Origin of the sequence: Pseudoalteromonas sp. S2755, from assembly GCF_005886535.1 — a bacterium.
Lineage (GTDB): Bacteria > Pseudomonadota > Gammaproteobacteria > Enterobacterales > Alteromonadaceae > Pseudoalteromonas.
Genome location: NZ_PNDS01000146.1, coordinates 1 through 25,744 on the forward strand (window position 1 = coordinate 1; position 25,744 = coordinate 25,744).

23 protein-coding genes and 2 pseudogenes are annotated in these 25,744 nt (G+C 42.5%); 17 read left to right on the top strand and 8 right to left on the bottom strand.

The features are described 5' to 3' along the window. Window positions 1-774 (bottom strand): IS5 family transposase (locus CWC03_RS20560; RefSeq protein ID WP_138583461.1); only part of this gene is annotated, 774 nt, incomplete at its 3' end. 120 nt (window positions 775-894) lie between these two features. Here CWC03_RS20560 and CWC03_RS20565 point away from each other — a divergent pair. Beyond that, a pseudogene (locus CWC03_RS20565) lies at window positions 895-1,260 on the top strand (IS30 family transposase); the annotation flags it as partial. Window positions 1,261-1,512: 252 nt separating this feature from the next. Here CWC03_RS20565 and CWC03_RS20570 read toward each other — a convergent pair. Next, on the bottom strand, window positions 1,513-2,850 hold the full coding sequence (locus CWC03_RS20570) for a KamA family radical SAM protein (protein WP_128728134.1): 1,338 nt from the start codon (window positions 2,848-2,850) through the stop codon (window positions 1,513-1,515). Window positions 2,851-3,037: 187 nt separating this feature from the next. Next, a complete protein-coding gene (bioA, locus tag CWC03_RS20575; protein ID WP_138583462.1) occupies window positions 3,038-4,327 on the bottom strand; it encodes an adenosylmethionine--8-amino-7-oxononanoate transaminase in 1,290 nt (429 codons plus the stop codon). A gap of 148 nt (window positions 4,328-4,475) precedes the next feature. Between bioA and bioB the strand changes: the two genes are divergently transcribed. Genes bioB through bioD form a run of 4 tightly spaced genes read left to right on the top strand, consistent with a single transcriptional unit; the run spans window position 4,476 to window position 8,133 of the window. Beyond that, window positions 4,476-5,519 carry a biotin synthase BioB gene (gene bioB, locus CWC03_RS20580; protein WP_010379433.1) on the top strand — a complete coding sequence of 348 codons (1,044 nt, stop codon included), beginning with the start codon at window positions 4,476-4,478 and terminating at the stop codon, window positions 5,517-5,519. 3 nt (window positions 5,520-5,522) lie between these two features. Further along, complete coding sequence (locus CWC03_RS20585) at window positions 5,523-6,665, top strand: aminotransferase class I/II-fold pyridoxal phosphate-dependent enzyme (RefSeq protein WP_138583463.1); 1,143 nt, start codon at window positions 5,523-5,525, stop codon at window positions 6,663-6,665. Then, the gene (locus tag CWC03_RS20590) at window positions 6,662-7,441 is read left to right on the top strand and encodes a methyltransferase domain-containing protein (RefSeq protein WP_138583464.1); all 780 of its coding nucleotides are present in this window, start codon (window positions 6,662-6,664) and stop codon (window positions 7,439-7,441) included. Before CWC03_RS20585 ends, CWC03_RS20590 begins: the two co-directional genes overlap by 4 nt. Next, window positions 7,438-8,133: a dethiobiotin synthase gene (bioD, locus tag CWC03_RS20595; RefSeq protein ID WP_138583465.1), complete on the top strand. Its 696-nt coding sequence runs from the start codon at window positions 7,438-7,440 to the stop codon at window positions 8,131-8,133. Before CWC03_RS20590 ends, bioD begins: the two co-directional genes overlap by 4 nt. 46 nt (window positions 8,134-8,179) lie before the next feature. On the opposite strand, the gene CWC03_RS20600 is transcribed toward bioD, so the two are convergent. Continuing rightward, window positions 8,180-9,685, bottom strand: a complete 1,506-nt coding sequence (locus CWC03_RS20600) for a hemolysin (RefSeq protein WP_138583466.1) — start codon at window positions 9,683-9,685, stop codon at window positions 8,180-8,182. A gap of 187 nt (window positions 9,686-9,872) precedes the next feature. After that, a complete protein-coding gene (locus tag CWC03_RS20605; protein WP_130164073.1) occupies window positions 9,873-10,076 on the bottom strand; it encodes a hypothetical protein in 204 nt (67 codons plus the stop codon). 115 nt (window positions 10,077-10,191) lie between these two features. On the opposite strand from CWC03_RS20605, the gene CWC03_RS20610 reads away from it, so the two are divergent. After that, the gene (locus CWC03_RS20610; RefSeq protein ID WP_138583467.1) at window positions 10,192-10,671 is read left to right on the top strand and encodes a GNAT family N-acetyltransferase; all 480 of its coding nucleotides are present in this window, start codon (window positions 10,192-10,194) and stop codon (window positions 10,669-10,671) included. A gap of 44 nt (window positions 10,672-10,715) precedes the next feature. Here the strand turns inward: CWC03_RS20610 and htpX are convergent, their stop codons facing one another. Continuing rightward, complete coding sequence (gene htpX / locus CWC03_RS20615) at window positions 10,716-11,576, bottom strand: protease HtpX (protein WP_138583468.1); 861 nt, start codon at window positions 11,574-11,576, stop codon at window positions 10,716-10,718. Window positions 11,577-11,713: 137 nt separating this feature from the next. After that, entirely contained in the window at window positions 11,714-12,247 is a 534-nt protein-coding gene (locus CWC03_RS20620; protein WP_138583469.1) for a TetR/AcrR family transcriptional regulator, read from the bottom strand. A gap of 129 nt (window positions 12,248-12,376) precedes the next feature. On the opposite strand from CWC03_RS20620, the gene CWC03_RS20625 reads away from it, so the two are divergent. From CWC03_RS20625 to CWC03_RS20640, 4 genes are all read left to right on the top strand, one after another. After that, complete coding sequence (locus CWC03_RS20625) at window positions 12,377-12,583, top strand: hypothetical protein (protein WP_128728126.1); 207 nt, start codon at window positions 12,377-12,379, stop codon at window positions 12,581-12,583. Between the two features lie 132 nt (window positions 12,584-12,715). Beyond that, window positions 12,716-13,198 (top strand): 5-(carboxyamino)imidazole ribonucleotide mutase, encoded by a 483-nt coding sequence (gene purE / locus CWC03_RS20630; RefSeq protein ID WP_010372883.1) that lies wholly within the window; start codon window positions 12,716-12,718, stop codon window positions 13,196-13,198. 1 nt (window position 13,199) lies between these two features. Further along, on the top strand, window positions 13,200-14,348 hold the full coding sequence (locus CWC03_RS20635) for a 5-(carboxyamino)imidazole ribonucleotide synthase (protein ID WP_138583470.1): 1,149 nt from the start codon (window positions 13,200-13,202) through the stop codon (window positions 14,346-14,348). A gap of 357 nt (window positions 14,349-14,705) precedes the next feature. Then, window positions 14,706-17,189 carry a S9 family peptidase gene (locus CWC03_RS20640; protein WP_138583471.1) on the top strand — a complete coding sequence of 828 codons (2,484 nt, stop codon included), beginning with the start codon at window positions 14,706-14,708 and terminating at the stop codon, window positions 17,187-17,189. A 25-nt stretch (window positions 17,190-17,214) separates the two neighbouring features. Here the strand turns inward: CWC03_RS20640 and rrtA are convergent, their stop codons facing one another. Then, on the bottom strand, window positions 17,215-17,799 hold the full coding sequence (gene rrtA, locus CWC03_RS20645) for a rhombosortase (protein WP_138583472.1): 585 nt from the start codon (window positions 17,797-17,799) through the stop codon (window positions 17,215-17,217). Window positions 17,800-17,881: 82 nt separating this feature from the next. Between rrtA and ggt the strand changes: the two genes are divergently transcribed. The 7 genes and pseudogenes from ggt to CWC03_RS20680 all read left to right on the top strand — a co-directional run bounded on the left by ggt (window position 17,882) and on the right by CWC03_RS20680 (window position 25,455). Then, the gene (gene ggt, locus CWC03_RS20650) at window positions 17,882-19,642 is read left to right on the top strand and encodes a gamma-glutamyltransferase (RefSeq protein WP_138583473.1); all 1,761 of its coding nucleotides are present in this window, start codon (window positions 17,882-17,884) and stop codon (window positions 19,640-19,642) included. Between the two features lie 172 nt (window positions 19,643-19,814). Next, window positions 19,815-21,509 carry an NAD-dependent malic enzyme gene (locus CWC03_RS20655; RefSeq protein ID WP_138583474.1) on the top strand — a complete coding sequence of 565 codons (1,695 nt, stop codon included), beginning with the start codon at window positions 19,815-19,817 and terminating at the stop codon, window positions 21,507-21,509. A gap of 213 nt (window positions 21,510-21,722) precedes the next feature. Next, a complete protein-coding gene (locus CWC03_RS20660) occupies window positions 21,723-22,427 on the top strand; it encodes an SIMPL domain-containing protein (RefSeq protein WP_138583475.1) in 705 nt (234 codons plus the stop codon). 56 nt (window positions 22,428-22,483) lie between these two features. Further along, a complete protein-coding gene (locus CWC03_RS20665) occupies window positions 22,484-22,858 on the top strand; it encodes an MAPEG family protein (protein ID WP_138583476.1) in 375 nt (124 codons plus the stop codon). Between the two features lie 2 nt (window positions 22,859-22,860). Continuing rightward, entirely contained in the window at window positions 22,861-23,514 is a 654-nt protein-coding gene (locus CWC03_RS20670) for a sulfotransferase family protein (RefSeq protein ID WP_138583477.1), read from the top strand. Between the two features lie 41 nt (window positions 23,515-23,555). After that, window positions 23,556-24,129, top strand: a pseudogene (locus CWC03_RS20675) (tRNA-(ms[2]io[6]A)-hydroxylase). 45 nt (window positions 24,130-24,174) lie between these two features. After that, entirely contained in the window at window positions 24,175-25,455 is a 1,281-nt protein-coding gene (locus CWC03_RS20680; protein ID WP_138583478.1) for a S41 family peptidase, read from the top strand. The last annotated feature ends 289 nt before the right edge of the window (window positions 25,456-25,744 follow it).

Consider the following 25,744-nt stretch of genomic DNA (forward strand, 5'->3'; position numbering starts at 1 on the left):
ACTCGTTTTTTCTTGCTTTAACAGCCGCTCGGCCTGTTGTAGGGCATGGATAAACGCCTGGCTTGGCTGCTCAGTGATTTTTCTCAAGATGTCTTTTATCACTCGCCTGAGATAGTTTTTCTGTTTTTTCAGTGTCTTCTTCATGCGTTTGAATTGTTTGGCATGCGCATAACTTGCCACCTTTTGCGCGGCCTTAGGGCCTACTCGTTCATAACTTTGCCTAAGCACAATGCAAGCTTGCTTAGCGAAGCCAACCAGTTTATTGCGGCATTTTTCTAGTAGTTTACTGTCTGTTGGATGGGCGATATTTTTCTCCATGACGGTACTGTCTACGACCACTTCTCGCAAGCTTGAAGGCTTAATTGTATTACTTTTAAGGCCCGCATCTACCGTGAGTGACAGCATTAACTCAACACCATCCTCACCAATTCGCTTGCGAAAGCGTGTCATCGAACTGGGATCGCAAGGCGGCTCATGCGTAAAAAACTGCATGCCACAAAAATATTGCCAATAGGGGTTTTCGCACCACATGGCCACCGTGTTTTCGTCAGACAGTTTGTGAATTTGTTTCAGGTATTCGAGGCCCGCAAGTAGACGAATAGGCTTGGCGTCAGCGCCTTTATCGCCATAGTGCTGTTTAAATTCAATCTCTAGGCGCTGCCAATCAATGAGTTTTGCTAGCTTCACTAGCTCATGACGGGGTGAAACAATATCAATAAGCTCGATTTGAAACAGGTGCTTTTGTGGTGTTTGTATGGTTGGTTTTGGTTTCATTTTTACACTCAAATTGCAATGTTTTGGTTGTGTGATTCAAAAAAGTTGCAATTAGAGGGTAGTAAGATCGTTTAGATCTTCAAGTAATTCAATAAATTAAACTGGTTTCAGGAGCGACTACGTAAAGTGCCAGCAAAGAGTGCTATTGATGTTAGCCGAGCAATGATAGGAATGCTGTGGCGGTATCGCGGCCAAGTCCGGACCATCACTGCGGACAATGGAAGTGAATTCTGTGATCACGAGCGGGTTGCAGAGAAGTTGAAAACAGATATTTACTTCGCTAATCCATACTCATCATGGGAGCGTGGGCTGAATGAAAATTTCAACGGGCTGCTGCGCCAGTACATCAAGAAAGGTACTGATTTACGGACTGTAACGGACAAGCAGATTGCTGATATTGAGCGGACATTAAATGCCAGACCGAGAAAGTGTTTAGGATATAATCAGCCTGCTGTAGTATTCAATGAATTACGTAAAGCAGCTTAATTTAGCGAGTGGTGCGCTTCGGAGTTGAATTCGCGCCCAGTAATTAAACCTGATAGATACAGTTAAGACTTATTCAAATTAATGCTTTTAACAGCCAGTTATCCGCAAAACGCTCTGGCTAGATAAGGAAATAATTATACTTAATATTAAAAGCAATGAGTTAGCCCACCTCTAATCTAAACCTCAGGTTATTTAAATGCGCCAGATAAAATAAAAGCCAGCAATTTGCTGGCTTTTTTGATGTTTTTACATTTACATGGCGTCGTACTCGTCCTGCCAGAAAAACTTCTCTTCGCCAAATGCAGGTTTTAAGTCATCCAGCCAGTGGGCATTTTCGTCGAACTTGGCAAAGAACGGACGCTGCACCCAGTCTGGGTTTCGTGCTTGAATAAAGCGCAGCACAAACACCTTTTCACCTGCGACTTCTGTCACGCCAGACACTTCAACTTTTCCAGGACCTGCACTCATTGAAGGGCCTCGAACTGTGCGGCTCACACCAGAGACTTGCTTGTAAGCTTCACGGAATGTTTCCCACGTTTTGTGTAACGGGATTTCAAAGTAACGCTTAGCGCCGGTATCACGCTCGATAAACATGTAGTAGGGGATCATGCCAAGCTGTGTTTGCTCTTTCCACATGTCAGCCCACATATCAGCGTCTACGTTTATATTATTTAGAAGTGGTGCTTGTGTTCTGATCTGTGCCCCAGTTTTGCGGATAAGTTTAATCGCTTCACGTGTGACTTCAGTACGCAGTTCTTGTTTGTGGTTAACGTGTGCCATGATTGACACATGCTTTCCGGCATCGACCAGCTCTTTTAGTAAGGCTAACAACTCTTGTGCGTCCGGATCGGTGACGTATCTAAATGGCCAAAAAGTGAGAGATTTAGTGCCGATCCTGATGGTGCGAATATGGTCAAACCTTGGCTCTTTTAGTGCCTCCAGGTATTTACGCAATTTAACGGTGCGCATTACCATAGGATCGCCACCAGTCATCAATAGATCGGTCACTTCAGTGTGTTCGGCCAAGTAGTTGTGGAGCAGTTCGGCGTCGTTATTATTGAAGCGAGTTGCTTTTCCAACAAACTGTGCCCAGCGGAAGCAGAAAGTGCAATATGAGTGGCAGTATTGTCCTTGAGACGGGAAAAACAACACAGTTTCTTTATATTTGTGCTGGATGCCGTCTACGCGTTCACCTTCATACTCAGGAACATTTTTTTCCATTTGACCCGCTGGGTGCGGGTTTAACTTTTGACGAATTTTGGTTGCAAGGTTAAACACTTCTTCTGGTGTATGTTCGCGACTTAACAAGTCGGCCATTTGCTCGTAAGACTCGTCATCCAACATACCGCGTTGTGGGAAAGTTAACTGAAAAACAGGGTCATTAGGCACTTTATCCCAATCGATGAGCTCTTCAATGACAAAGTTATTAACGCGAAAAGGGAATACATTGGCGACGACTTTCATTTGAAAGCGAAGATGTTCAGGTAGTTTATCCAATTGCTCAATCTTATCGATTTGGCGATGTTGGTAAACGGTAAAACGAGGAGGCTGATAAGCTTCAGCTGGCTGCAATTTGACGGTTTGCTGCATAGATAATATGTCTCTTTTCTCACTTGCTAATGATAAAAACCACCATGGTAACATGTCATTGATATCATTTCAGGTACAAAGCGAGGAAAGTTCAAAATAACGCAATTTTGCTGATTATGCGCCACCGTTTTAGATTACATTGTTGGAATTAGGTCATGAAATAGACCTAACCCCAAATTTAATGTGTTTAGAAGTGTTCGCCTTTAATGGCAGCGTAAATCGCGTCAGTGAGTGTTTCAATCTCTTCATTTGAGGTGATATAAGGCGGCATAATATAAATTAGCTTGCCAAAAGGTCTTATCCATACACCTTGTTGAATGAAGAATTTTTGGATTTTTGCAACATCAACAACCCTTTCTACCTCCACCACGCCAATTGCACCAAGGACTCTAACATCTGTGACTGCACTTAGATTAAGACAGCGCTTGAGTGCGTTAAGCGCGCTCGCGACTCGTTCAATATTGGCTAGTGTTTCTTGGCGCTTTAAGATGGTTAAACTAGCTACAGCGGCGGCACACGCCAGCGGATTTCCCATAAAAGTTGGTCCGTGCATTAATACTTTCGCTTCGCCTTGGCTAATACCTAAAGCCACTTCTCCTGTTGTCAAAGTGGCCGCGAGCGTCATGTTTCCGCCAGTAAGTGCTTTGCCAACACACATAATGTCCGGTGCGATATCTGCATGTTCACAGGCAAACATTCTACCTGTACGGCCAAACCCAGTCGCAATTTCATCTAAAATTAGTAGCACCTCATACTTATCGCATAGCGCTCGAAGCGCCTTGAGATATTCAGGGTGGTAGAAGTTCATGCCGCCCGCATTTTGCACTATTGGTTCGATGATAAATGCCGCGACCTTTTCATGATGAGCGGCAAATGCTTTTTCTAACGCGTTAAGTTCATCTTGACTTTGGCTGCCGTAAAACTCACTTCTAGGGGCATCGACAAACACCTGCTCGGGTAAAAAACCTTGGTACATGGCATGCATCGAATTCACAGGATCGCAAACGCTCATCGCCGCAAATGTATCTCCGTGGTAACCTTTTTTGGCTGTCATTATTTGGGTTTTGTTTTTTTTGCCTTTACTCAACCAATATTGGATCGCCATTTTGATTGCAACTTCAACACTGACTGAGCCGCCGTCGGCTAGAAATACTCGATTAAGTGGAGCTGGAGTTAGCTCCACAAGTAGTTTGCATAACTCCACGGCAGGCTGATGAGTTAGCCCCCCAAACATGACATGGCTCATCGTGTCTGCTTGATTTTTTATCGCAGCGATTATTTCTGGATGACCATAACCATGCACAGCACTCCACCAGGATGCCATACCGTCAATGAGAGTTTCGCCAGTTTCAAGCTCAATTTTGTTCTCGAATGTTCTTGCAGCTGGATAGACGGGCAGAGGGTCAATCATCGATGTATAGGGGTGCCATATATGCTTGCGATCAAATTCGATATCGATTGTGTGTTTATTGTTCATTTGTAAACCTTGTGAGCGCATGTAACGTTGACAATACTAAGCTAAGAAGTAGACTAAGCCAATCACCGTCAGTTTGACTGCGCTAAATTTAATCATTAGAAGATACTCGTGTTGTAAATTTAGGCAAGAATAAAAAGAGAATGAAAATATGGAATTAGGCGCGCTAAGACACGATTGGACACATGAAGAAGTAAAAACACTGTTCACCATGCCTTTTAACGACTTACTTTTTTATGCAGCAAGTATTCACCGCAAAAACTTCAATCCCAATGAAGTTCAAATCTCCACTTTGCTGTCTATCAAAACGGGTGCCTGTCCTGAAGATTGCAAATACTGCCCTCAGTCAGGTCATTACAAAACGGATCTTGAACGTGAGCGTTTGATGGAAGTGGAAAAGGTTGTAACTCAAGCTAAGTTGGCGAAAGAAAAGGGCGCGACGCGTTTTTGTATGGGCGCCGCTTGGTCTGATCCAAAAGACAGAGATATGCCTTATATCGCCAAAATGGTGAAAGAAGTTAAAGAGCTAGGCCTAGAAACCTGTATGACTTTGGGTAAATTGGATAATCAAAAAGCGCATACGCTAAGAGAAGCGGGCCTTGATTATTACAACCATAATTTGGACACCTCGCCTGAATACTACGAGCAAATTATCACGACAAGAACGTATCAAGATAGACTTGATACCCTTGATCACGTCAGAGATGCAGGAATGAAAGTGTGCTCTGGTGGTATTGTAGGAATGGGAGAGCAGGCATCTGATCGTTATGGCTTGCTGATCCAATTAGCAAACCTGCCAAAACAACCAGAAAGTGTACCGATTAATATGCTTGTTAAAGTTAAAGGTACGCCGCTTGAAAATGTTGATGACCTCGATCACTTTGAATTTATCCGTACTATTGCGGTTGCGCGTATCATGATGCCACACAGTTACGTGCGTTTATCAGCAGGTAGAACGGCGATGAATGAACAGATGCAGTCTATGTGTTTCTTCGCTGGTGCTAACTCAATTTTCTATGGTGATAAGCTATTAACCACGGAAAACCCAGAAGCAGACGCCGATATGAATCTCATCAGAAAACTTGGGATGAACCCTGAAAAACGTGAAGATTATTCGGATGAAGCCTATGAGGCATCGTTAAGCTCTGCAATTGCAGATAAAGCGACATCAGAGCTATTTTACGAAGCCAACTAATCAATGTCGTTTGAGTATATTCAATCTGCCTTAGCAGCCCGTCACGCTGAAGGGTTGCTAAGAAAGCGCATTGTGGTTGAAAAGGCGTCTGCAAGTAGAATAAAAGTTGCTGATCAGCAATATATTAACTTTGCTAGTAATGATTACCTAGGGCTTGCAGACTCGTTGGAGTTTAACACGCTCGCATGCACTGAAGCCGGAAGCCGAAGTTCGGCGCTTGTTACGGGTTATCTTGATATTCATCGTCAGCTAGAAGATAAGCTTTGTAGCGTTTTGGGTTATGATGCAGCACTGTTATTTCCAAGCGGTTTTGCTGCTAATACCAGTGTGTTAAAGGCATTGTTCACGTCCCAAGAAAAGCAATTAAGCGCTGCGGTGTTCCAAGACAAGCTCAACCACGCCAGCCTGTTGGACGGTGGTTTAGCGGGCAGCGCTAAGTTTGTTCGTTTTAATCACAACGATTTGACGCACTTAAGGTCTCGATTAGAAAAAACCAAAGCCGACAGTAAACTCATCGTGACTGAAGGGGTGTTTTCTATGGATGGAGACAAAGCGCCAGTATCTGAAATCAGTGTGCTGGCTAAGTCTCATTCTGCGTGGTTGATGGTCGACGATGCTCATGCGTTTGGTGTTGTTGGAGCGCAAGGACTTGGCACAATTGAAAGCGGCATTAAACCTGAAATTTTGGTGATCACTTTTGGCAAAGCGATGGGCTGTCAAGGAGCTGCGGTATTAGCGAGTCATGATGTGATAAATTACATGACGCAATTTAATCGTGAGTTTATCTATACAACGGCGTTGTCGCCTATTATGGCAAGCGTTGCATTATACCAATTGAATAAGTTGCTTGCTGCATCTGAAGCGAGACACAAATTACAAGCAAACATCGACTATTTTAAATCGTTAGTTGCACAAACCAACTTATCTCCCATTCCAAGTGATACGGCCATACAGCCTCTTGTGTATGGTAGCAGCGAAAACGTATTAACGGTGCAACATAAGCTAAAGGAAAAGGGGCTTTGGGTTGGGGCTATTAGGCCACCAACTGTGCCGCAAAATACCGCAAGATTGCGAATAACAATAACGGCACAGCACAGTCACGAAGATATAGACAATTTAGTTTCGGCCTTAGTGGAGGGAGCATGAGCAAAGCACAAAAGACGCAAACAGCAAAGTGCTTTTCAAAAGCCGCGCAATCATACTCTCAACACGCCAACGTACAAAAACAGGCCGCAGATGTACTCTTTTCACGTTTAACACAGCAAAATAGCGAGCTTGGTGCGGTGCGTATGTTTCCTAGGTTGCTCGATTTAGGATGCGGGCCACATGAAAACTTTCATAGATTAAACGCCTTCACGAATCATTATGTTGGAGCGGATCTTAGCTTGGCTATGTTGGCAAGCGCTGAAAATACGACAAATAGTGTTTGCTGTGATATGGATAAACTCGCTATTCAGTCAAATTGTATCGACTTAGTCTTTAGTAATTTTGCAATTCAGTGGTCTAATTCCCCGCAAGCGTTGTTTGCGCAGTTGTATGAAGTACTAAAAAAAGAAGGACGAGTGTTGCTAAGCTCAGTGCTTGACGGCTCGTTAAACGAAATCGATAGCGCATGGCGAGCCATCGATGAGTGTGGCCATATCAATTCATTTTATTCGCTGTCTGCACTTAAATCTTTTGCGCTACAGGCCGGATTCGAAGTGACTTGGGCGGATGAAGCGTTATTGATTGATAGTTATGACACACCGTTAAAAGCGTTGCGCTCGGTAAAAAATATCGGTGCCAACGATGTAAAAACTGCTTCTCGCCGACAAGGTTTGTTAGGCAAATCAGCCTACGCTCAGCTGCTGAGCAGCTACCCTGAGAGTGAAACTGGTTTTGATGTAAGTTATCAAGTCGGATTTTTGGAGTTAAGGAAATGAATCAAGAATATTTTGTAACTGGGACCGACACTGAGGTAGGTAAAACCTATATTTCTACTTTATTACTAAAACTGTTGGCCAAGCACGGTAAAAAAGCTTTTGGCTTTAAGCCGATTGCGGCAGATGCTGAAGAGGCATTTGGTGAACTAGTGAATGTGGATGCTATCAGTTTAATGGAAGCTGCGACGGTGCACGGTACTTACGAGCAAGTGAACCCATTTTGTTTTGCACCGCCAATTGCCCCGCATATTGCAGCCAAGCAGGTAAATGTTGACATCACAGTCGATAAGCTACACGAGCGCTTTAGTGAAATTCAGCAACTGGGCGCAGAGTATATTCTATGTGAAGGTGCAGGTGGCTGGGCATTGCCCATTAACGACAATGAATATCTGTATGATTGGGTCGTCAGAGCACAACTTCCCGTAATTTTAGTGGTTGGCATGAAGCTAGGTTGTTTGAACCATGCGTTTTTAACGGCAGAATCTATCAAGCAAAAAGGACTGAATTTGGTTGGGTGGATTGCAAACCAGATTGACCCTGAGATGTCTGTATTTGAAGAAAACCTTGAAAGTTTAAAGCTTCGTCTAGACTGTCCGCTGCTTGCAACAGCGCCTTACAGTGAGGGCACACCAAAGCTACAGCTTCGCTCAGCGTTATTAGAGTTGTTTGAGCTAAAATCAGGTACCAGTTAGAACTAAACAAAGCGGCTTCTAAAGGTAGTAAGCCGCTTTGAGTCTGTTAGTTACAACCTTTTTGAATGGTTTGTGTTGTCACACTGACCTCGAAGTCATTGTAATCATTATCGTTTTGATCTTCCCAACGTTGGTTGGTACCTGAGACTTGGTACTTGGTTGATAGAGCATTGCTGTTACCATCAATTGCGAGCACATAGGTAAAGGATTGTCCTTGAAGGATGTCATAGCTGCCGGCACTGCCGTACTCATCAAGCAATTTAATATATTGGCCATTTACTTTGATACCCCAGTCATTATTGAATAGCGAGTCTTCTCTGACGAACGCATAATTGATCCGCGTGTAGTTGTCAGGCACACATGCGGTTTCATTGTCGAGTATGTTTCCTGACAGGGTTTCATTGCCTGAGGTATTGCTCACGCCTGTTACGCTCAAAGAGAGTTCCCGATCGCCAGTGTACTCAGTATCGTCTATTGTTGCTATTTGAATGGTAGCAGTTGTGCTGCCAGCAGGAATTACCAATGAGGTAGGTGGTGCTACGTAGTCATCTGATTGCGTTGTCACATCATTGACTGCCACCGAAAAGCTGACATCCTGCTCGAAGGCTTTACTTAAGGTAATTTGATAGCTAAGGTTACTTCCCTCATAAACCGCGTTTTCAATACTCGTTAACGCAAAAGACGGTGGAGAAGGAGGGGTTGGTGTACCGCCGCAACCAGAAACGGTATAACATGTGCTACTGCCATTTGGGTTATATGCGAGGTCATTTAATCTTACTGGTAATGCGTTGATATAACAGGTGCTTCCCGTATCTGGGTTTAACTTATAAATCGCGCTTCTATTGGTGTGTCCAGCGTCATTAATGATAACGCGACTGATAATAAGCTCTCCGTTACTATTAAGGCTTGCCCCTGTAACGGCAGTTAAGTCGTGATCAGATAATTTAGTCACAGAAAAGTCGTTGGTATTAACTTGGTAGATGGCTGCACTCGTGACTAGAATCAAGCGACCATTATAAAACTCAAGATCGCCGCGGTATTTTCCTGCCAATGAGGGGAGATCCGAGAGCTTAGTCGCGTCGCCTGTGTTTTTATCTATGCTGTAAATAGAATCGTAGCTCGTTCCGATGAGTCTATCATTAACGCTGTCATAAGCTAATCCTACCAAATATGCTGTTCTGCCCACAATGGTATGACTGCTACCGTCAAAATATGCCAGTTGAACATAACGATATCTATTTCCTTCAATAGGAATGTCAGCATCGGCTGGTAAATTGAGGCTACTGGTATCAACCTTATAATCGATTGGCCTTGGTGCGGATGCATAGTACCAACGTGCACTGCTAGTATCATAGGCGAGTGCTGCCGAGCTAAAAGCGGCTAAACTATTGGCGCTGGCTTGTCCTGCACCTTCATCTAGGCCAAACAAAATACCAATATCGCCGCGGCCAGCGTTAATACCAAAAACCTGACCTGGGCAACTATCTGCATAGGTGTATGTGGAAATTAATGTTGAGAGTAAACCAAGTGTTGTGAGTGATGCTTTTAACATAGCAGGAACCCTAAAAAGTTTACGTCCTGTAACTTAAAACAACACAAAGCAATGTCTTCGCAATTAAGTCCAACCTAATGCGATGACTTAATCCTTTAAGGCGGGCGCTTCCATTATTGACTTTGCAATCTAACGCTATAATTGATCATAATTTACACTTTTACAACAGTTAAATAGTCAAAAAGTACTAATTGTTTGATTCTTGCCTATTTTTGAAGTTTGGTAATAATGACTCAACGATTTCTTTTGCTGAGATGGTATAGCGCACGCCAGAGAACATTACTGATGCATTTTCATCGATCCCTGTAATGCCCGTTAAAGTCCAGCCTTCACCTCTTTGTGGGCAGTAAACCTTTGTCGTTGGGGGGATAACAGTGAACTCTTGACTCATATTCATTCTCCAAAAATACTAATTTATAAAGCAATGCAAGCGATCATAATATTGAAAGATGCATTTGCTGCAATAAGTGCTACCATGGCGGCAGACACATAGACCTGAGCATTTTATGGAATTTGAAACACCAAGGCTAGTCATCAGGCCTATAAGGCACAAAGATAATCCGCAGTTATTAACGCTACTTAATTTACCGCTGGTAAAAGCGCATAACGATTACGGCGATAACCTCACTGAAATAGATCTTAAATGTATGATCCAAATGGATATTGAGCGTCAATATGAAGGTATAGGTGGACGTTTTTGCCTTGTGTGTAAAAGCACTAAAGCGGTGATTGGTTGTATTGGTTTCTATCATGAAGACGGTGATATTGAGGGCCTACATGTTGGCTATGAGTTAATGCCTGATTATTGGGGGAAAGGCGTGATGTTTGAGGCATTATGTTGTCTATTTGCAAACAAAAGCCAAATTGAGTTTGAGCTCAATGTGATTTTGGCGCATGTATCGGCTGATAATCACCGCTCATTAAATCTACTCAAGCGTTTAGGGTTTAGCGCTGTTGGAAGTAATCTGTATAAAATTGAGGTATAAAAAAGGGCAACTTAATCGTTGCCCTAGTACGAATGTGAAAAGCGCTACGAAAGTGCTCTAATTCTTTCATCTAGTGGCGGGTGAGAAGCAAAGAAGTCTGCAATAGACTTACCTGAAGCAATACCAAAAGCCATCATTGAGCCTTCTAATTGCGATTCATGGTTGTGCTTCAAACGCTCTAGCGCTGAACGCATCTTTTGCGCACCGACTAAATCCGCTGCACCTTTATCCGCTGCGAATTCTCGTTTACGACTAAAGTAAGCGACAACAACAGAAGCCAAAATACCAAAGAGGATCTGGAATATCATATCAAAGATAAAATATGTCCAGCTTCCACCTGATTCTTCTTCATCGCTATTCAAGAAGTTGTCAACAATACCGGCCAATACTTTAGCGAAGAATATCACAAAGGTATTTACAACACCTTGTATCAAGGTAAGTGTAACCATGTCACCATTCGCCACGTGCGACACTTCATGCGCCAGGACAGCTTCCGCCTGGTCTTGATTCATGTTGTGGAGTAGGCCAGTACTTACAGCAACTAAGCTGTTATTTTTACTCGGTCCGGTTGCAAAAGCATTCATTTCAGGACTGTCATAAATCGCAACTTCTGGCATTGCAATTCCTGCTTTTTTAGCTTGCTCTGCGACAGTAGAAACTAACCAATGTTCTGTTTCATTTCGTGGTTGCTCAATAACATGGGCACCTGTAGATTTCTTTGCAATCCACTTAGACATGTAAAGAGAGATAAAAGAACCACCGAATCCAAATACGGCAGCAATGACCATTATGCCTGTATAGCTTCGGCTAGAAATACCAAATACAGACATTAGGATAGATAACACGATCCCTAACACAAGCATCACTGCTAAGTTAGTGATAAGGAATAAGATGACGCGTTTCATTTTGACCTCGTTAGACAAAAATAAGGAACTAAGTAACTTTTCCCAAGCACTTGCTTATTACATTAGTCCTACATGCTTTATATGGTCAGAAGCTCAAAAGCACAAGTAAATTCGTATGAATATTTTAAAAGAACACATCATACAGGTTGTTGGCTAACCAATTTCAATTTCTGAGATAAGGAATGCAGCATTTGATCAACAGAGCTACGTTCATTGCTTAACCCTTCTAATAAGGTCATAAAGTAGCAGTCCATCATAACGGTTGCTTTCAATTCATTGTATTCCTGCTCACTGAATAACAAGTGTTTAAACAAATTAAGTTGTGCCGTGAAGAATTCGCTATGCCAAATAATCCCACAAAGCAGCTCTTTACTGAAATCTCTATTGCTAAGATAAAAAGCAAATAAATACTTTGCATAGTGGTGTAACTTTAAGCTGGCACTATGCTGCTTATCTGATGTTTTCGCTTCATTAATTAGCTCATCTATTTGATTATGCATTGCAACTTTAAGCATATCGAGCTTAGTGGGGAAGTGAGAGAAAACCGTTCCCGTTGCCACGTTTGCCGCTTGGGCAATTTGCCGAGTGGTCGTGTTTTCAAACCCATTGTCTTGAAAGAGCTGCCAACTAACGCGGAGAATTTTATTGTACGTAATTTCTCTTTTTTTCATATGGTTACCTTTCTATCTGCGCTAGGAGTGTAGCACAATTTCAGATTATTTAAGAGATAAAGTTTGCAAATAATGAGCGCGCTCATTATTATAATTGAGCGTGCTCATTAAATTTCAATAGGAGTTGTTATGCAATATTTGAGCTTATTCATCGGATACATTCTGTTCGTCCCTTTTATCTTCTTTTACAGCTATATTCTTGGCCCAGCTTTAAAAATGGTGCTGATCCCTGGAGGTCTGGCGGTGCTATGCCTAATTATGGGTCCTAAAACGTTTTTCTCTCACTTTAAGCGTGCGAAAGCATTAAGTATTGAAGAATTGGTGGTGTCTAAATAACTCAGGGTGCCCTCGCGTGATAATTGCAATAAGTTGATTCTTCGCATTAAAGACGAACTCAGGTATAATGCCCGCAGCTAAGGTGTGAAGGACCTTAGCCCTGTATCGTTCAAAATTAGTCGAGGAATTATTATGACCGTTGGCATCATTATGGGCTCAAAATCAGACTGGCCTACAATGCAACATGCAGCTGAAATGTTAGATAAATTTGGTATTGATTATGAAACTAAAGTGGTTTCAGCTCACCGTACTCCACAGCTTTTAGCGGATTATGCTTCGACAGCAGCAGAACGTGGGATCAAAGTTATCATTGCCGGTGCTGGCGGTGCTGCACACCTACCGGGTATGGCGGCAGCATTCACAAGCCTGCCTGTACTTGGCGTTCCTGTAAAATCAAAAACGCTTAATGGCGTGGACTCATTGCTGTCAATTTGCCAAATGCCTAAAGGTGTTGCGGTAGGTACGTTAGCAATTGGCGACGCTGGTGCTGCAAACGCAGGTTTGCTAGCTGCTCAAATTTTAGGTTGTCAGCAGCCAGAAATTTTTGCAAAAGTAGAAGCGTTCAGAAAAGAACAAACAGAAACTGTACTAGCTAATCCAGATCCTGCGAAATAACATGAATATTCTTGTTTTAGGGGCGGGACAATTAGCCCGTATGATGAGTCTATCGTCAACTCATCTTGATATAAAAGTGTTGGCTTATGATGTTGGCAGCCAAACGGTAATAAACCCCGTTACCTTTGCAACAACACCAGAGTCATTACAACAAGCCATTGACAAGGCTGATGCCATCACTGCCGAATTTGAACATATTCCACATGATATTTTAGCGCTTTGCGAACAAAGCGGTAAGTTCTATCCTGGCGCAGAAGCAATAGCCACTGGCGGTGACCGCGCGAAAGAAAAAGCGCTACTAGATAAAACATCTGTGCCTTGTGCTCCTTTCAAAATCATTACTGATAAAGTGCATTTCCTCACAGCGATTGATGAGTTAGGCATGCCTTTGGTCGTTAAGACCTGTCAGGCAGGCTATGATGGGAAAGGGCAATGGCGAGTAAAATCAGAGTCTGAAATAGATAGTATTTGGGCCGAAATGTCCGAGTTTTTGCAAGCAGGCACTGAAGCACAACCACACTCCATCGTTGCTGAAAAAATGATACCGTTTGATCGTGAGGTATCAATTATTGGTGTGCGCGCTAAAAATGGTGAATGTAAAATTTATCCGCTGACTGAAAACCAGCACACTAATGGTGTACTGACTCTATCTATTGCAGGGAAAGAAAAAGCTAATATTCAAGCGCAAGCGGAAGATGCATTTGCAAAACTCGCGAATGCACTTGACTATGTTGGTGTACTTGCTATTGAATTTTTCGATGTTGAAGGTCAATTATTGGTTAATGAAATAGCCCCTAGGGTACATAACTCAGGACATTGGTCTCAACAAGGCGCCCATGTAAGCCAATTTGAAAACCATATTCGTGCCGTTGCTGGCTTACCAATTGGCGATACAAGATTGCTTCGCCCAACCGCGATGATTAATGTTTTAGGGCAAAATCACATTCCATCGCAAGTTCTTGCTGTTTCAGGGACAACCAGCCATTGGTATGGTAAAAATGCAAAACCGGGCAGAAAAATGGGGCATATCAACGTTTCAGCTGACTCACTTCATAAGTTAGGTGAAGCACTAGCAGAGCTTGCTGAAATCTTGCCAGAAGCAGATTACCCTGGGGTCATGGAAACCGCCCAACAATTAATTTTGAATTAGTACTACTGTTTTTAGCGAATAAAGGTCCATTGTTAACTAAAAACCTAAGCTTATGATAATTATTGAGTTAACTCATTATTTATAACAGAGCTCAGGTTGGATATAAAAAATTTAATTTTTTTACTGTTATTTTTGGAACTCTTTTCTGATAGTGCGGTCTACTATCGTGAGGCGCGGATAGGCCTCATTTCATACTCGTTGTCCATCAACGACTATGTGAGCGCAGAGAGTATTTGGCCAGCATCCCTATGCTGGCCTTTTTTTGTCCCACCCATTGTGCTTTTAATCTTAAATCTGTCGATATTCCGCTGGCTTTCTGCTTAAATTAGGCAAATTTAACTATTATAAGAAAGTCACATGTTGAAACTCTCTCTTATCTCGATGGCTGTCGCTTCAGGTTTATTCCTTTCTGGTTGTCAGACCACTGAAGTAAGCCCAAAACCACAACAAGTTGAAACCAACTCACCAGTCCCACAAGTCGTTGCTACTCCCGTTGATTTCGGTGGTGAGCAGATCACCTTAAAACAAGCAATGGCGCACCCTGACTGGCTGGGAAGACAACCAGAAGGCGCGTATTGGGGGGCCGATAGCAAAACCGTTTTCTATAAGCGTAAGCAAGCTGGTTCAGAGTTAAGAGATCTATTTAAAGTCAGTAGCGCACAAACAAGCGAAGCGGTTTCGCTGTCAGATTTACATGCCGTTGGTGCTGCAAACGCGATTTATAATAAAGAGCGGACGCTACAATCTTATGAATTTAAGGGCAACATATTCGTTAAAAACCTGAAGTCTGGCGCTTTAATACAAGTTACTCATTCGTCGAACTATGAGTATGCACCGCAATTCTTAAGCGATAACCGATTAGCTTACCGTTCAGGCAATACGCTGTTTGCGTTTGATTTAGCCACTGGCTTAACGAAAGAACTGGTAAAGTTACATTTAGCGGATAAGCCTGAAGGGGTAAAAGAGCCAAGTGGATATATCGCTGAGCAGCAACATAAGCTTATTCAATTCGTCGCGCTAACGCACAAAAACAGCAAAGATCGAGAAGCGAGAAATCAAGAGATAGAAGCGAATAACGCAAGCATTCAAGATAACCAGTTTTATCTTGGTAAAGGAAAAACGCTTATCTCAGTTAGCCTTGCACCTACTGGCGATAAGTTAATCGCTGTGATCACAGACGATAAACCGAGTCGTTCCGACTCTGACATCATGCCTAACTACGTCAGTCAAAACGGTGACATTGATCCGGTAAAAGCTCGTCGCCGCGTTGCAGACACTAAACCAATGAGTTCTGATGTGATTTTCATTGATTTAGTAAAATCAGAGCAAGTCACGCTAAGCTATGATACTTTGCCGGGCTTTGATGAAGATGTACTAGCCGAGGTGAAACGCGAAAATGCTAAGGCAAAAGGCGAATCATATAAGAGTGAAAAAGCCCCACGTGATATCAACCTGATCGACACATGGGGCTGGAGTCAATCTGCTATTCAATGGAATAGTGACGGCTCTCAAGTCGCAGTGATGCTCGGTGCTTGGGATAATAAAGACAGGTGGTTAGCGACGGTTGATTTTGATAAACAACAATTCGTTTCTCAGCACCGCCTACACGATGATGCATGGATCAACTACACCTACAATGATTTTGGCTGGTTAAACAACCAAGACACTTTGTACTATCTTTCAGAGCAAACTGGATATAGTCAGCTATATATTAAGCCGCTTAACGGTAAAGCAAAAGCAATGACTGCAGGGAAGTTTGTGGTTTCTGAGCCAACCTTAACCCACGATAATCAATTTGTTTATTACAAAGCAAATAAAGATCACCCTGGTTTATACGAAATTTATCGCGTCAATTTGGCAAGCGGTGAAGACGAGCAGTTAACAGATTTAGATGGCCTGACTGACTACCAATTAAGCCCGGATGAGAAAAAGCTGCTGTTAACTCACTCAAAAATCATGATGCCTCCTGAACTTTATGTCGCGGATGCAGCGCCAAAAGCAGCGGTGTCACGACTCACTAATACAGTCTCTGATGCGTTTTTAAATAAGAAGCTAATTGCACCTAAGATTGTTGCGGTTCCTTCAAGCCATCAAGGTGAGCCTGTCTACGCAAAAGTATATTACCCAGCAGATTATCAAGAAGGTGAAACGGGTAAGAACCGTAAAGCTGTGATCTTTAACCATGGTGCGGGCTATTTGCAGAATTCACATATGGGCTGGTCTAACTACTTTAGAGAGTTTATGTTCCATTCACTCCTCGCGAGCGAAGGCTATGTCGTCATGGATATGGACTATCGGGGCTCAAAAGGTTACGGTCGAGACTGGAGAACGGCAATCTATCGTCATATGGGTAAACCAGAAATCGAAGATTTGGCAGACGGTGTTGAGTGGATGGTGAACAACGCTAATGTTGACCGTGGTGCTGTAGGTACTTACGGTGGTTCATACGGCGGCTTTATGACATTTATGGCGCTATTTACTCAGCCGGATCTATTCCAAGCAGGCGCGGCTTTACGTCCAGTCACCGATTGGGCCTATTACAACGACCCATACACCTCAAATATCCTTAATCGCCCAGATGTTGACCCAATTGCATACAAACGCAGTTCGCCCATCTATCATGCAGAAGGTTTGAAAAACAAGCTTCTGATCAATGCACCTATGGTTGATGATAACGTGTTTTTCCAAGATGTGGTACGTTTGGTGCAACGCCTGATTGAGCTAGAAAAGGAAGACTTTGAAACGGCGATTTATCCAGTTGAACCCCATGGCTTTAGACAGCCATCAAGTTGGTTAGATGAATACCGTCGTATATACAAGCTGTTCAAAGAAAACTTGTAATCAAAGGAGTGGATAAAAAGCCAGCTTAAGCTGGCTTTTTTGTTTTAAAAAATAAATAGATAACAGCTAAAACCACACCACCAACCGCACCAAATAGATGTGCTTCAATGGCGACTCTCGAATCTATCAGTTTGGCTACATCTGCGCTTGCACCCGCATATTGCTCCCAACATACCTTTGCCCACACACCAATAAACAACAGATATCCAGTTGTTAGCTTGCGCTTAATATCTTCAAGCGCTCCCCATACGATAAGCCCATGTAATAAGCCACTCAAGCCTGTATATACAACAATGTTTGGCGAAAATAGTAAGATCAAAAGCCCAGTAAAGAGGCCGAGAAAAAGTACATTCAGCCAATATTTTCTTAGTCTTGTATATTCGGCATGTAATAGCCAAATAAATAGGATACCAAGCAGGTTTAGCATCAAGTGATACCAATTACTATGGGTAAACTGACCGCTCAAAATACGCCATAATTCGCCATTAGCAATTGCGTTTCTGTCGAAATCTAAGTAAGGGCCAAGCCCGAACAACATCAGTATTGTTGATAATATCGCTAAAGACGCAGGGCCGATGAGATATTCTTTGCTAGTTGGAAGTTCAAACATACGATTTCACGTTATTATTTTTGCATATTGTGCCTAATTGCTTTTATGATGCCAAATATAAGACGTAAGCAAAGTGGGTATTATGAAACATACACTTGCATCACTAACTGTGATTGCCGCATTCAGCTTTTCAACCAACACCTTAGCTGAACAACAAAAAATCGAAATTAGAGAGCCGGAAGCCGCAACCGGCTTCCAATCTAAAGAAGCACGCACCGCAGAAAAGTACATGGTCGTTGCTGCCAATCCCTATGCGAGTAAAGCTGGTCAATTGATGCTCTCAAAAGGGGGAAGTGCGGTTGATGCCATGATAGCGACCCAACTTGTGCTTACTTTGGTTGAGCCGCAATCTTCGGGCGTGGGTGGCGGGGCGTTTATCCTGCACTACGACAAGAAAACCAATGAGTTAATTAGTTTTGATGGTAGAGAAACCGCACCAAAGCTTGCAGGTCCTGATCTATTTTTAGATGATGCGGGTAATGCGGTTAGATGGATTGAGGCGGTTGTGGGCGGTCGCTCTGTTGGTGTGCCTGGTATTCTGCACGCGTTTAAATCAGCACACGATAAATACGGTAAACTGCCGTGGCAAGAATTATTCAAGCCAGCGATTGAATTAGCTCGAGATGGATTTATTGTCTCTCCACGTTTAAACATGCTGCTTGAAAAGAAACTCAATCCAGGCTTGACAAAGCTCAGTCCTGCAAAAGAATATTTCTATCCGGATGGTAAAGCACTACAACCAGGGACCCTTAAAAAGAATCTACCGTTGGCAAACCTATACTACAAGGTTGCAACACAAGGGATCCAAGCCTTTTATGAAAGGCAAAATGCCACCCAATTAGTGGAAGCTGTGCAAAAGTCTGAAATCGCACCTGGCAAATTGACGCTGAGCGACTTAGAAAATTATAAGAGCAAAACTCGAGACGCTATCTGTACTGAATATCGTGTATATAAAGTTTGCTCTATGGCACCGCCTAGCAGTGGCGGTATTGCCGTTTTGCAAATGATGAAACTGTTGGAACCTTACGACCTAGGTAAGTATAAGGCAAATGCTCCAGAAGCTTTGCACCTCTTTACTCAAGCGTCTCGCCTAGCGTTTGCCGATAGAGACTTTTACGTTGCTGACCCTGATTTTGTTGAAGTGCCAGCAAAAGCATTGCTTAACGAACAATATCTACTAGGCCGCAGCAAACTCATCGGTGACATAGATAATCACGACTTTCCAGTAGGCGACCCAACTTCGGGCACACTCGCTTATGCTATGGATGATAGCTATGAATTACCTTCGACGAGCCATGTGTCGATTGTAGATGCAGAGGGTAATGCTATTTCAATGACAAGCTCGATTGAAATGGCATTTGGCTCGACGGTGATGGTCAACGGATATTTACTCAATAACCAATTAACCGACTTTGCGCTTTCTCCAAAAGTAGGGGATAAATGGGTTGCAAACAGGGTAGAAGCAAACAAACGCCCAAGAAGCTCTATGGCACCCGTAATGGTGTTCAATAAAGACGGATCGCTTAAATTGATAGTCGGTTCGCCTGGTGGCAGCCGTATTATTAACTATGTTGCGCAAACCTTAGTTGGTGTTTTGGACTGGGGATTATCTGTGCAGGCTGCGATTGATTTACCAAAAATCACCAATCGCAATAAGTACACAACGCTTGAAAAAGGCACTGAGCTGACAAAACAAGTACCTTACTTTGAGAAAAAAGGCCACAAAGTACAGATCCGTGACTTAAACTCAGGACTACATGCCATTGAGGTTCGTGGAACACATTTAATCGGTGGTGCAGATCCAAGAAGAGAAGGTGTTGCTCTCGGTGAAAGCAGCGAATAAGCCGTGGTTTCTTAAGTGCTTTTAGGCTATAATTTTGCGTTCCAGAAAAATGCGTTTAACGTGCTCTAGAGCGCGTTAATAATGGTCTGATGAGCACTAAATTCATTGTAATTTAATCCTTTTCGACAATAATGAACCCTTAGACTAAAAAATTAGTGTCAAGCTTGTAAATATGACTAAACAAACCGATCCAAATTATCTCTACATTCCCTATTCAGGTCCTACACTATTAGAAACGCCACTGCTTAACAAAGGGAGTGCATTCTCTCAACGCGAGCGTGAAAATTTCAACTTAGCAGGACTACTTCCTCCTCGTTATGAAACAATTGAAGAGCAAGTTGAGCGTTGTTATCAGCAATATTCAAGCTTTAGCGACAACCTAAATAAGCACATCTACTTGCGTGCGATTCAGGACAACAACGAAACGCTGTATTACCGTTTAGTACGCGATCATTTGGAAGAAATGATGCCGATCATCTACACCCCAACAGTAGGTGATGCATGTGAGAAGTTTTCCGATATCTATCGTAGCTCTCGTGGTTTGTTTATTTCATATGAAGACCGTTATCAAATCGACGATATTTTACGAAATGCCACTAAAGGCAAAGTAAAAGTTATCGTGGTTACAGATGGTGAACGTATTTTAGGCCTTGGTGACCAAGGTATTGGTGGTATGGGGATTCCTATCGGTAAGCTGGCACTTTACACCGTATGTGGTGGGATCAGCCCAGCTTACACGCTGCCTGTTATGCTTGACGTTGGGACAAACAACGAAAAGCTACTCAATGACCCAATGTACATGGGCGCAAGACACCCGCGTATCGGCCAAGCTGAATATGACGAATTCCTGGATCTATTCATTAAAGCGGTTAAACGCCGTTGGCCTAATGTGCTGTTACAGTTTGAAGATTTCGCACAACCTAACGCAATGCCATTATTGAAACGTTACCGCGATGAAATTTGTAGCTTTAACGATGATATCCAAGGCACCGCTGCGGTTACTGTAGGTTCGCTATTAGCCGCTTGCCGTGTGAAAGGAGCTAAGCTCTCGGAACAAAAAGTGGTGTTTGTTGGCGCAGGCTCAGCTGGCTGTGGTATTGCTGAGCAAATTATTAGCCAAATGATTTCCGAAGGGATAACCGACGAGCAAGCGAGAAGCCAAGTATTTATGGTGGACCGTTTTGGCCTTCTGACAGAAGGCATGGAAGGACTAAGAGATTTCCAAGAAGCGCTAGTTCAACAACAAGCAAACCTTGCGGATTGGACATACAGTGGTGAATTTGCATCTTTATTAGATGTAATGCACTGTGCAAAACCAGACATCTTAATTGGTGTATCAGGTCAAGCGGGTTTATTCACTGAGCAAGTGATCCGTGCGATGCATGCAGGGTGCGAACAGCCAATTATTTTCCCATTAAGTAATCCATCACGCCAGGTTGAAGCGCATCCAAAAGATGTGATTGAGTGGACTGATGGTCAAGCAATTGTTGCTACGGGAAGCCCATTTGAACCGGTAGTGCATGGTGAGCAAACAATCATCATACCGCAATGTAATAACAGTTATATCTTCCCAGGGATCGGCCTTGGTGTACTTGCAGCTAAAGCAAACCGTATTACAGATAGCATGTTGATGGTATCTAGCGAAATGCTTGCTGAATCATCACCACGTGCCAATACCGGCAAAGGTAGCCTACTACCGGCACTAACTGAAATTGAGCCGTTGAGTAAGCGCATTGCTTTTGCAGTTGCTAAAAAAGCAATGGAAGAGGGCGTTGCACTTGAAATGGAAGACGATGCAATTTGGGCCGCGATAGAGAAAAACTATTGGCTCCCTAAGTATAGAAATTACAAACGCTGTAGCGTCTAATTGCTTTTTCTTCACTAAAACAAAAATCGCCGCCAACTCATATAGGCGGCGATTTTTGTTTATCAATCACGCGCAAAAGTTGAGAGTACCACATATAACTTCTCAGAGTGATAATCACTCATTTTGTTAAAGTTTGTTACCTTGAAATCCAATTCAGTAGTTGTTAATTGAAATATGCTTGAATATGCAGGTATCACTTTTTAGGAGCAAAAGATGCGAATTTTAACTGGCTTACTGGCATTATGTTTATCTGGATTTAGCTTTGCGGGCGCATTGCCTGACTCGCCACATTTATATGTCAAAGGCACTTCATTTATTCAAGTACAACCCGATGTTGCAACCATACGTGTCGCCATTACCGAAAAGCAAAAATCGCTACCCACAGCCAAAGAAAACGTCGATAAGATTATGGCTAAGGCTATCGAAATCGCTAAACGCTTCGATATTAAAGAAGACGATATTCATGCGGAGCAACTGAATGTTAACAGACAGACACGCTACAATCGCGAATCAAATGAAGAAGAGTTTGATGGTTTTCGTGTGAGCCGCAGCCTGACTGTAAAACTTAAAGACATCAAAAAATACCCAGAGTTACTTCAAGAGTTTGTAGACAGCGGCATCAATCAGTTCAATAACACAGAATTTGGTGTTGAAAATGAAGGCAAGTATCTGCAAAGCCTCAAAAAAGCCGCCATTAAAGATGCAAAGAAAGCAGCTAAAGAACTAGCAGGCGAGTTTGATGTTGAGTTAGCAAAACTGTACTCAGTTTCATTCCAACCAATGCAAACGCCAATTCAGCCCTACGTGCGCTCTGCAGCAATGGCGATGGAAGCAGATCAAGGCGCATACAAAAATGCGTATAACACAGGTGCAATTACATTAAACGCGGAAGTCTATGCTGTTTACTTAATTGAGTAATACTGGCTGTAAACTAATTAAACTTATACACTAAGCCCTCCATTGGAGGGCTTTTTATGATCACCGGTTTATATGCGGCATTACTGGCACTAATCTATATTAAACTTAGTTTTAACATAATATCACTCAGACACAGACATAAAGTATCGCTTGGAGATGGTGGTATCGATGAACTGCAAAATGCAATTCGGATCCACGGCAACTTTATCGAGTACACACCTTTCGTACTGTTAATGATGTTGTTACTCGAAAATCAGCAAATCAACCCGTATCTACTTCATACTTTTGGCATTGCTTTTTTGTTTTCTCGAGTTGCACACTATGTTGCACTCGGTAAAACCAACTTTTCAATCAGAAAAGTAGCGATGGCGACAACATATGGAGTAATACTTATTTTAGCGTCATTCAACCTCGTGTATTACTTTATCTAAATATGACAAAACACAAATTTCTGGTAACGGGTTTACCACGAACGGGCACAACAAGTCTGTGTATTGCTGCATTAGGTGCTGGATACAAAACAGCACACACGGCATACACAAGGCAAGCGTTAGACTGCGCTGAGTTTATTGCTGACACGCCCGTTTTTGCTGACTATGAAAAACTATATGCTTTATATCCTGAAGTTAAAATAGTACATTTGACACGAGATTTTGAGCAATGGCTTCCCTCAATTAAACGTTTGATGACGGCAATGAAAGAAAATTTACTGTCACAAAGAGGGGGCTTTAACGACACCATTAAGCGTTGTTATTTAGAAACTTTTCCTGATTTTGAAAAACATTTTGAAGATGATGGTTATTGGCGGGATTGTTATAGTAAGCATCATGATAGGGTACTTAGCTTTGCAAAAATGAATCATATTCCTTTTATTATGGTCAACCTAACCGCGACTGATGCCGAGCAAATGCTTGCCGAATTTATCGGTGTTACTCAAGACAAAGTGACCATCCCGCATGTTAATATCGGCGGTAAAGTAACTGCATGGAAGTGGTTTTCACATCCCAATAAAGTGGGATCAACACGTAATGGCAAAGCAGATAAAGACACGACGCTGTTTAGCATGCAAGTTCGCTCAAGCCCTTGAGTTTGTTATACTCACTACAAATGTATATACAAGATAGAATTATGTTTGAATTAAAATATCACACACCTTTTAACTGGACTGAAAAAGTCCTAGCCGACTTCGATACCTTTCTTCAAGATCACGCCGCTGCAGAAAAAAAAAGCAGCCGGAATGGCGATGGCAATGCTTGGTCATTACCCAGATAGGATCAAGCTGGTAAAAGCGATGGCAGATCTCGCAATAGAAGAAATGATCCATTTTAAACAGGTACTTAAGATCTTAACCGAGCGTGGAACGCTACTAGGGAACGATCAAAAAGACCCCTATATAAAACAAATGCGCGCATTGTTCCGCCAAGGCACAGATGAATATTTAATTGATAGATTGCTGATTGGTGCGGTAATTGAGGCTAGGGGCCATGAGCGTTTTTCTTTAGTTGCAGAAGCGCTTCCTGAAGGCAAAGAGAAAGACTTTTATGTTGCCATTGCTAAGTCAGAAGAAAAGCATAAAAACCTCTTTGTGGAGCTCGGCTACGAGTATTTCGACAAATTAACAATAGATAACCGCCTAGAAGAAATTCTCATCGCAGAAGCAGATATCTGCAAAGGCATTCGATTTAGCGCTGCGCTTCATTAGTATGAAATAACTGGGATTAAATAATAATAACAAGGACATAACAATATGAAATTAAGTACTTTTTTATGCACCAGCTTCATTCTAACTTCAAATTTTGCAGCAAAAGCAGAGACCTTTAGCGCGTTGGATGCTTGGAAAGAACTCGATCATAACTTGCAAACCCATTACGCTTATTTAGAGGACTTTAAAGGTTACCAACAAACGCGTCAGTTATTTGAAAAGAAGTTAAATAACTTAGACTCAAAGCAGGCCTTTATTGACTTAAGCCAAGCATATTTACGCCACTTTACAGATCCGCATCTCAATCTAGGTCCATTGAATGAAGAGGATTACAGTGTGTATCCAACAGGTGCAGATATGTATGTCGAATTCTATAATAACAGTGCACTTATTATTGACGTCAAACGTAGCAGCGATGCAGATGTTAAAGGATTAAAACCCGGAGATATCGTGGTGAAGATAGATGGAAATACGATACCTCAAGCCATCCAAGACGTAATGCAGGTGCCATTGAGTCAATTAAATAAGGCTCAGAAGAGTTACGCACTGAATGTTGCGTTAGGAGGGATACGTTATAAAACACGCGAAATTGAATTTAAAAGGGATACAAAGTTAGTCACCGTCGAACTTGCCGCAAGTTACGATGCAATAAATGCGCTAGGCAATGGGCCTAAAGTATCCTACGAAAAAATAGATGAATTTGGTCATATTCGATTTAAGAACGCCATGGGTAACACCCAAACCGTTGCTGAGTTTAAAGCTGCATTAAAGTCTCTAGGTGAAGTGAAAGGTTATATTATTGACCTTAGAAATACTCCCAGCGGCGGAAATACAGGTGTCGCAGAACCCATACTTGGACATTTTACTGCTGCGCCAAGCGTATATCAAAAGTACCGTACGCAAACAGGAACTGTACAATTCAACAAAGCAGAGTTAAAAGACGCGCTCACTAAACCAGCAAAGCAACAGATAAAGGTTCCGTTTGTCGTACTTGCTGGGCGCTGGACTGGCAGCATTGGAGAAGGAATGACAATAGGTTTTGATGCTTTGGGCGCGGATGCAATAATTGGCGCACCGATGGCTGATTTACTCGGCGGGATCAAACGTCTCGACCTTAGTCAAAGTGACGCATGGGTTGAAGTTGGATTTGAACGCTTATATCACGTAAATGGTAGTTTTCGTGAAGACTTCGAACCAAACATAATCGTAGCTGGCGACATGGACAATAATGGTAAAGACGTAGCATTAGAAACAGCAGTGTCAGTTTTACATTCGAAAACGAAAGCAGGTCAAAAAGTAGCCCGCAAACATCCAACGAAATTTTGATTGTATAAGAGAGTAAGCTAATCTCTGTTTTAAATCACTCTATTTAACATAACGTAAAACACAGGTTCACCACCCAAATACAAGCCAGTAGGGGCGCGGGTTTAACATGCTGTTTACCCGCAAATTTACGGGGGTAAAATGCTGCCTAAGCAACACTATCTTCCCACAATTTTGCCGCTTCTTCGTCACCTCTTAATTTCGCCTTGTGAGCTTCAATAACAGCAACGGTTTCAAGGGGTTCTGGATGGTCACCCACTAAAAGTAGCTTGAGTGCATTTAATACAGAAAC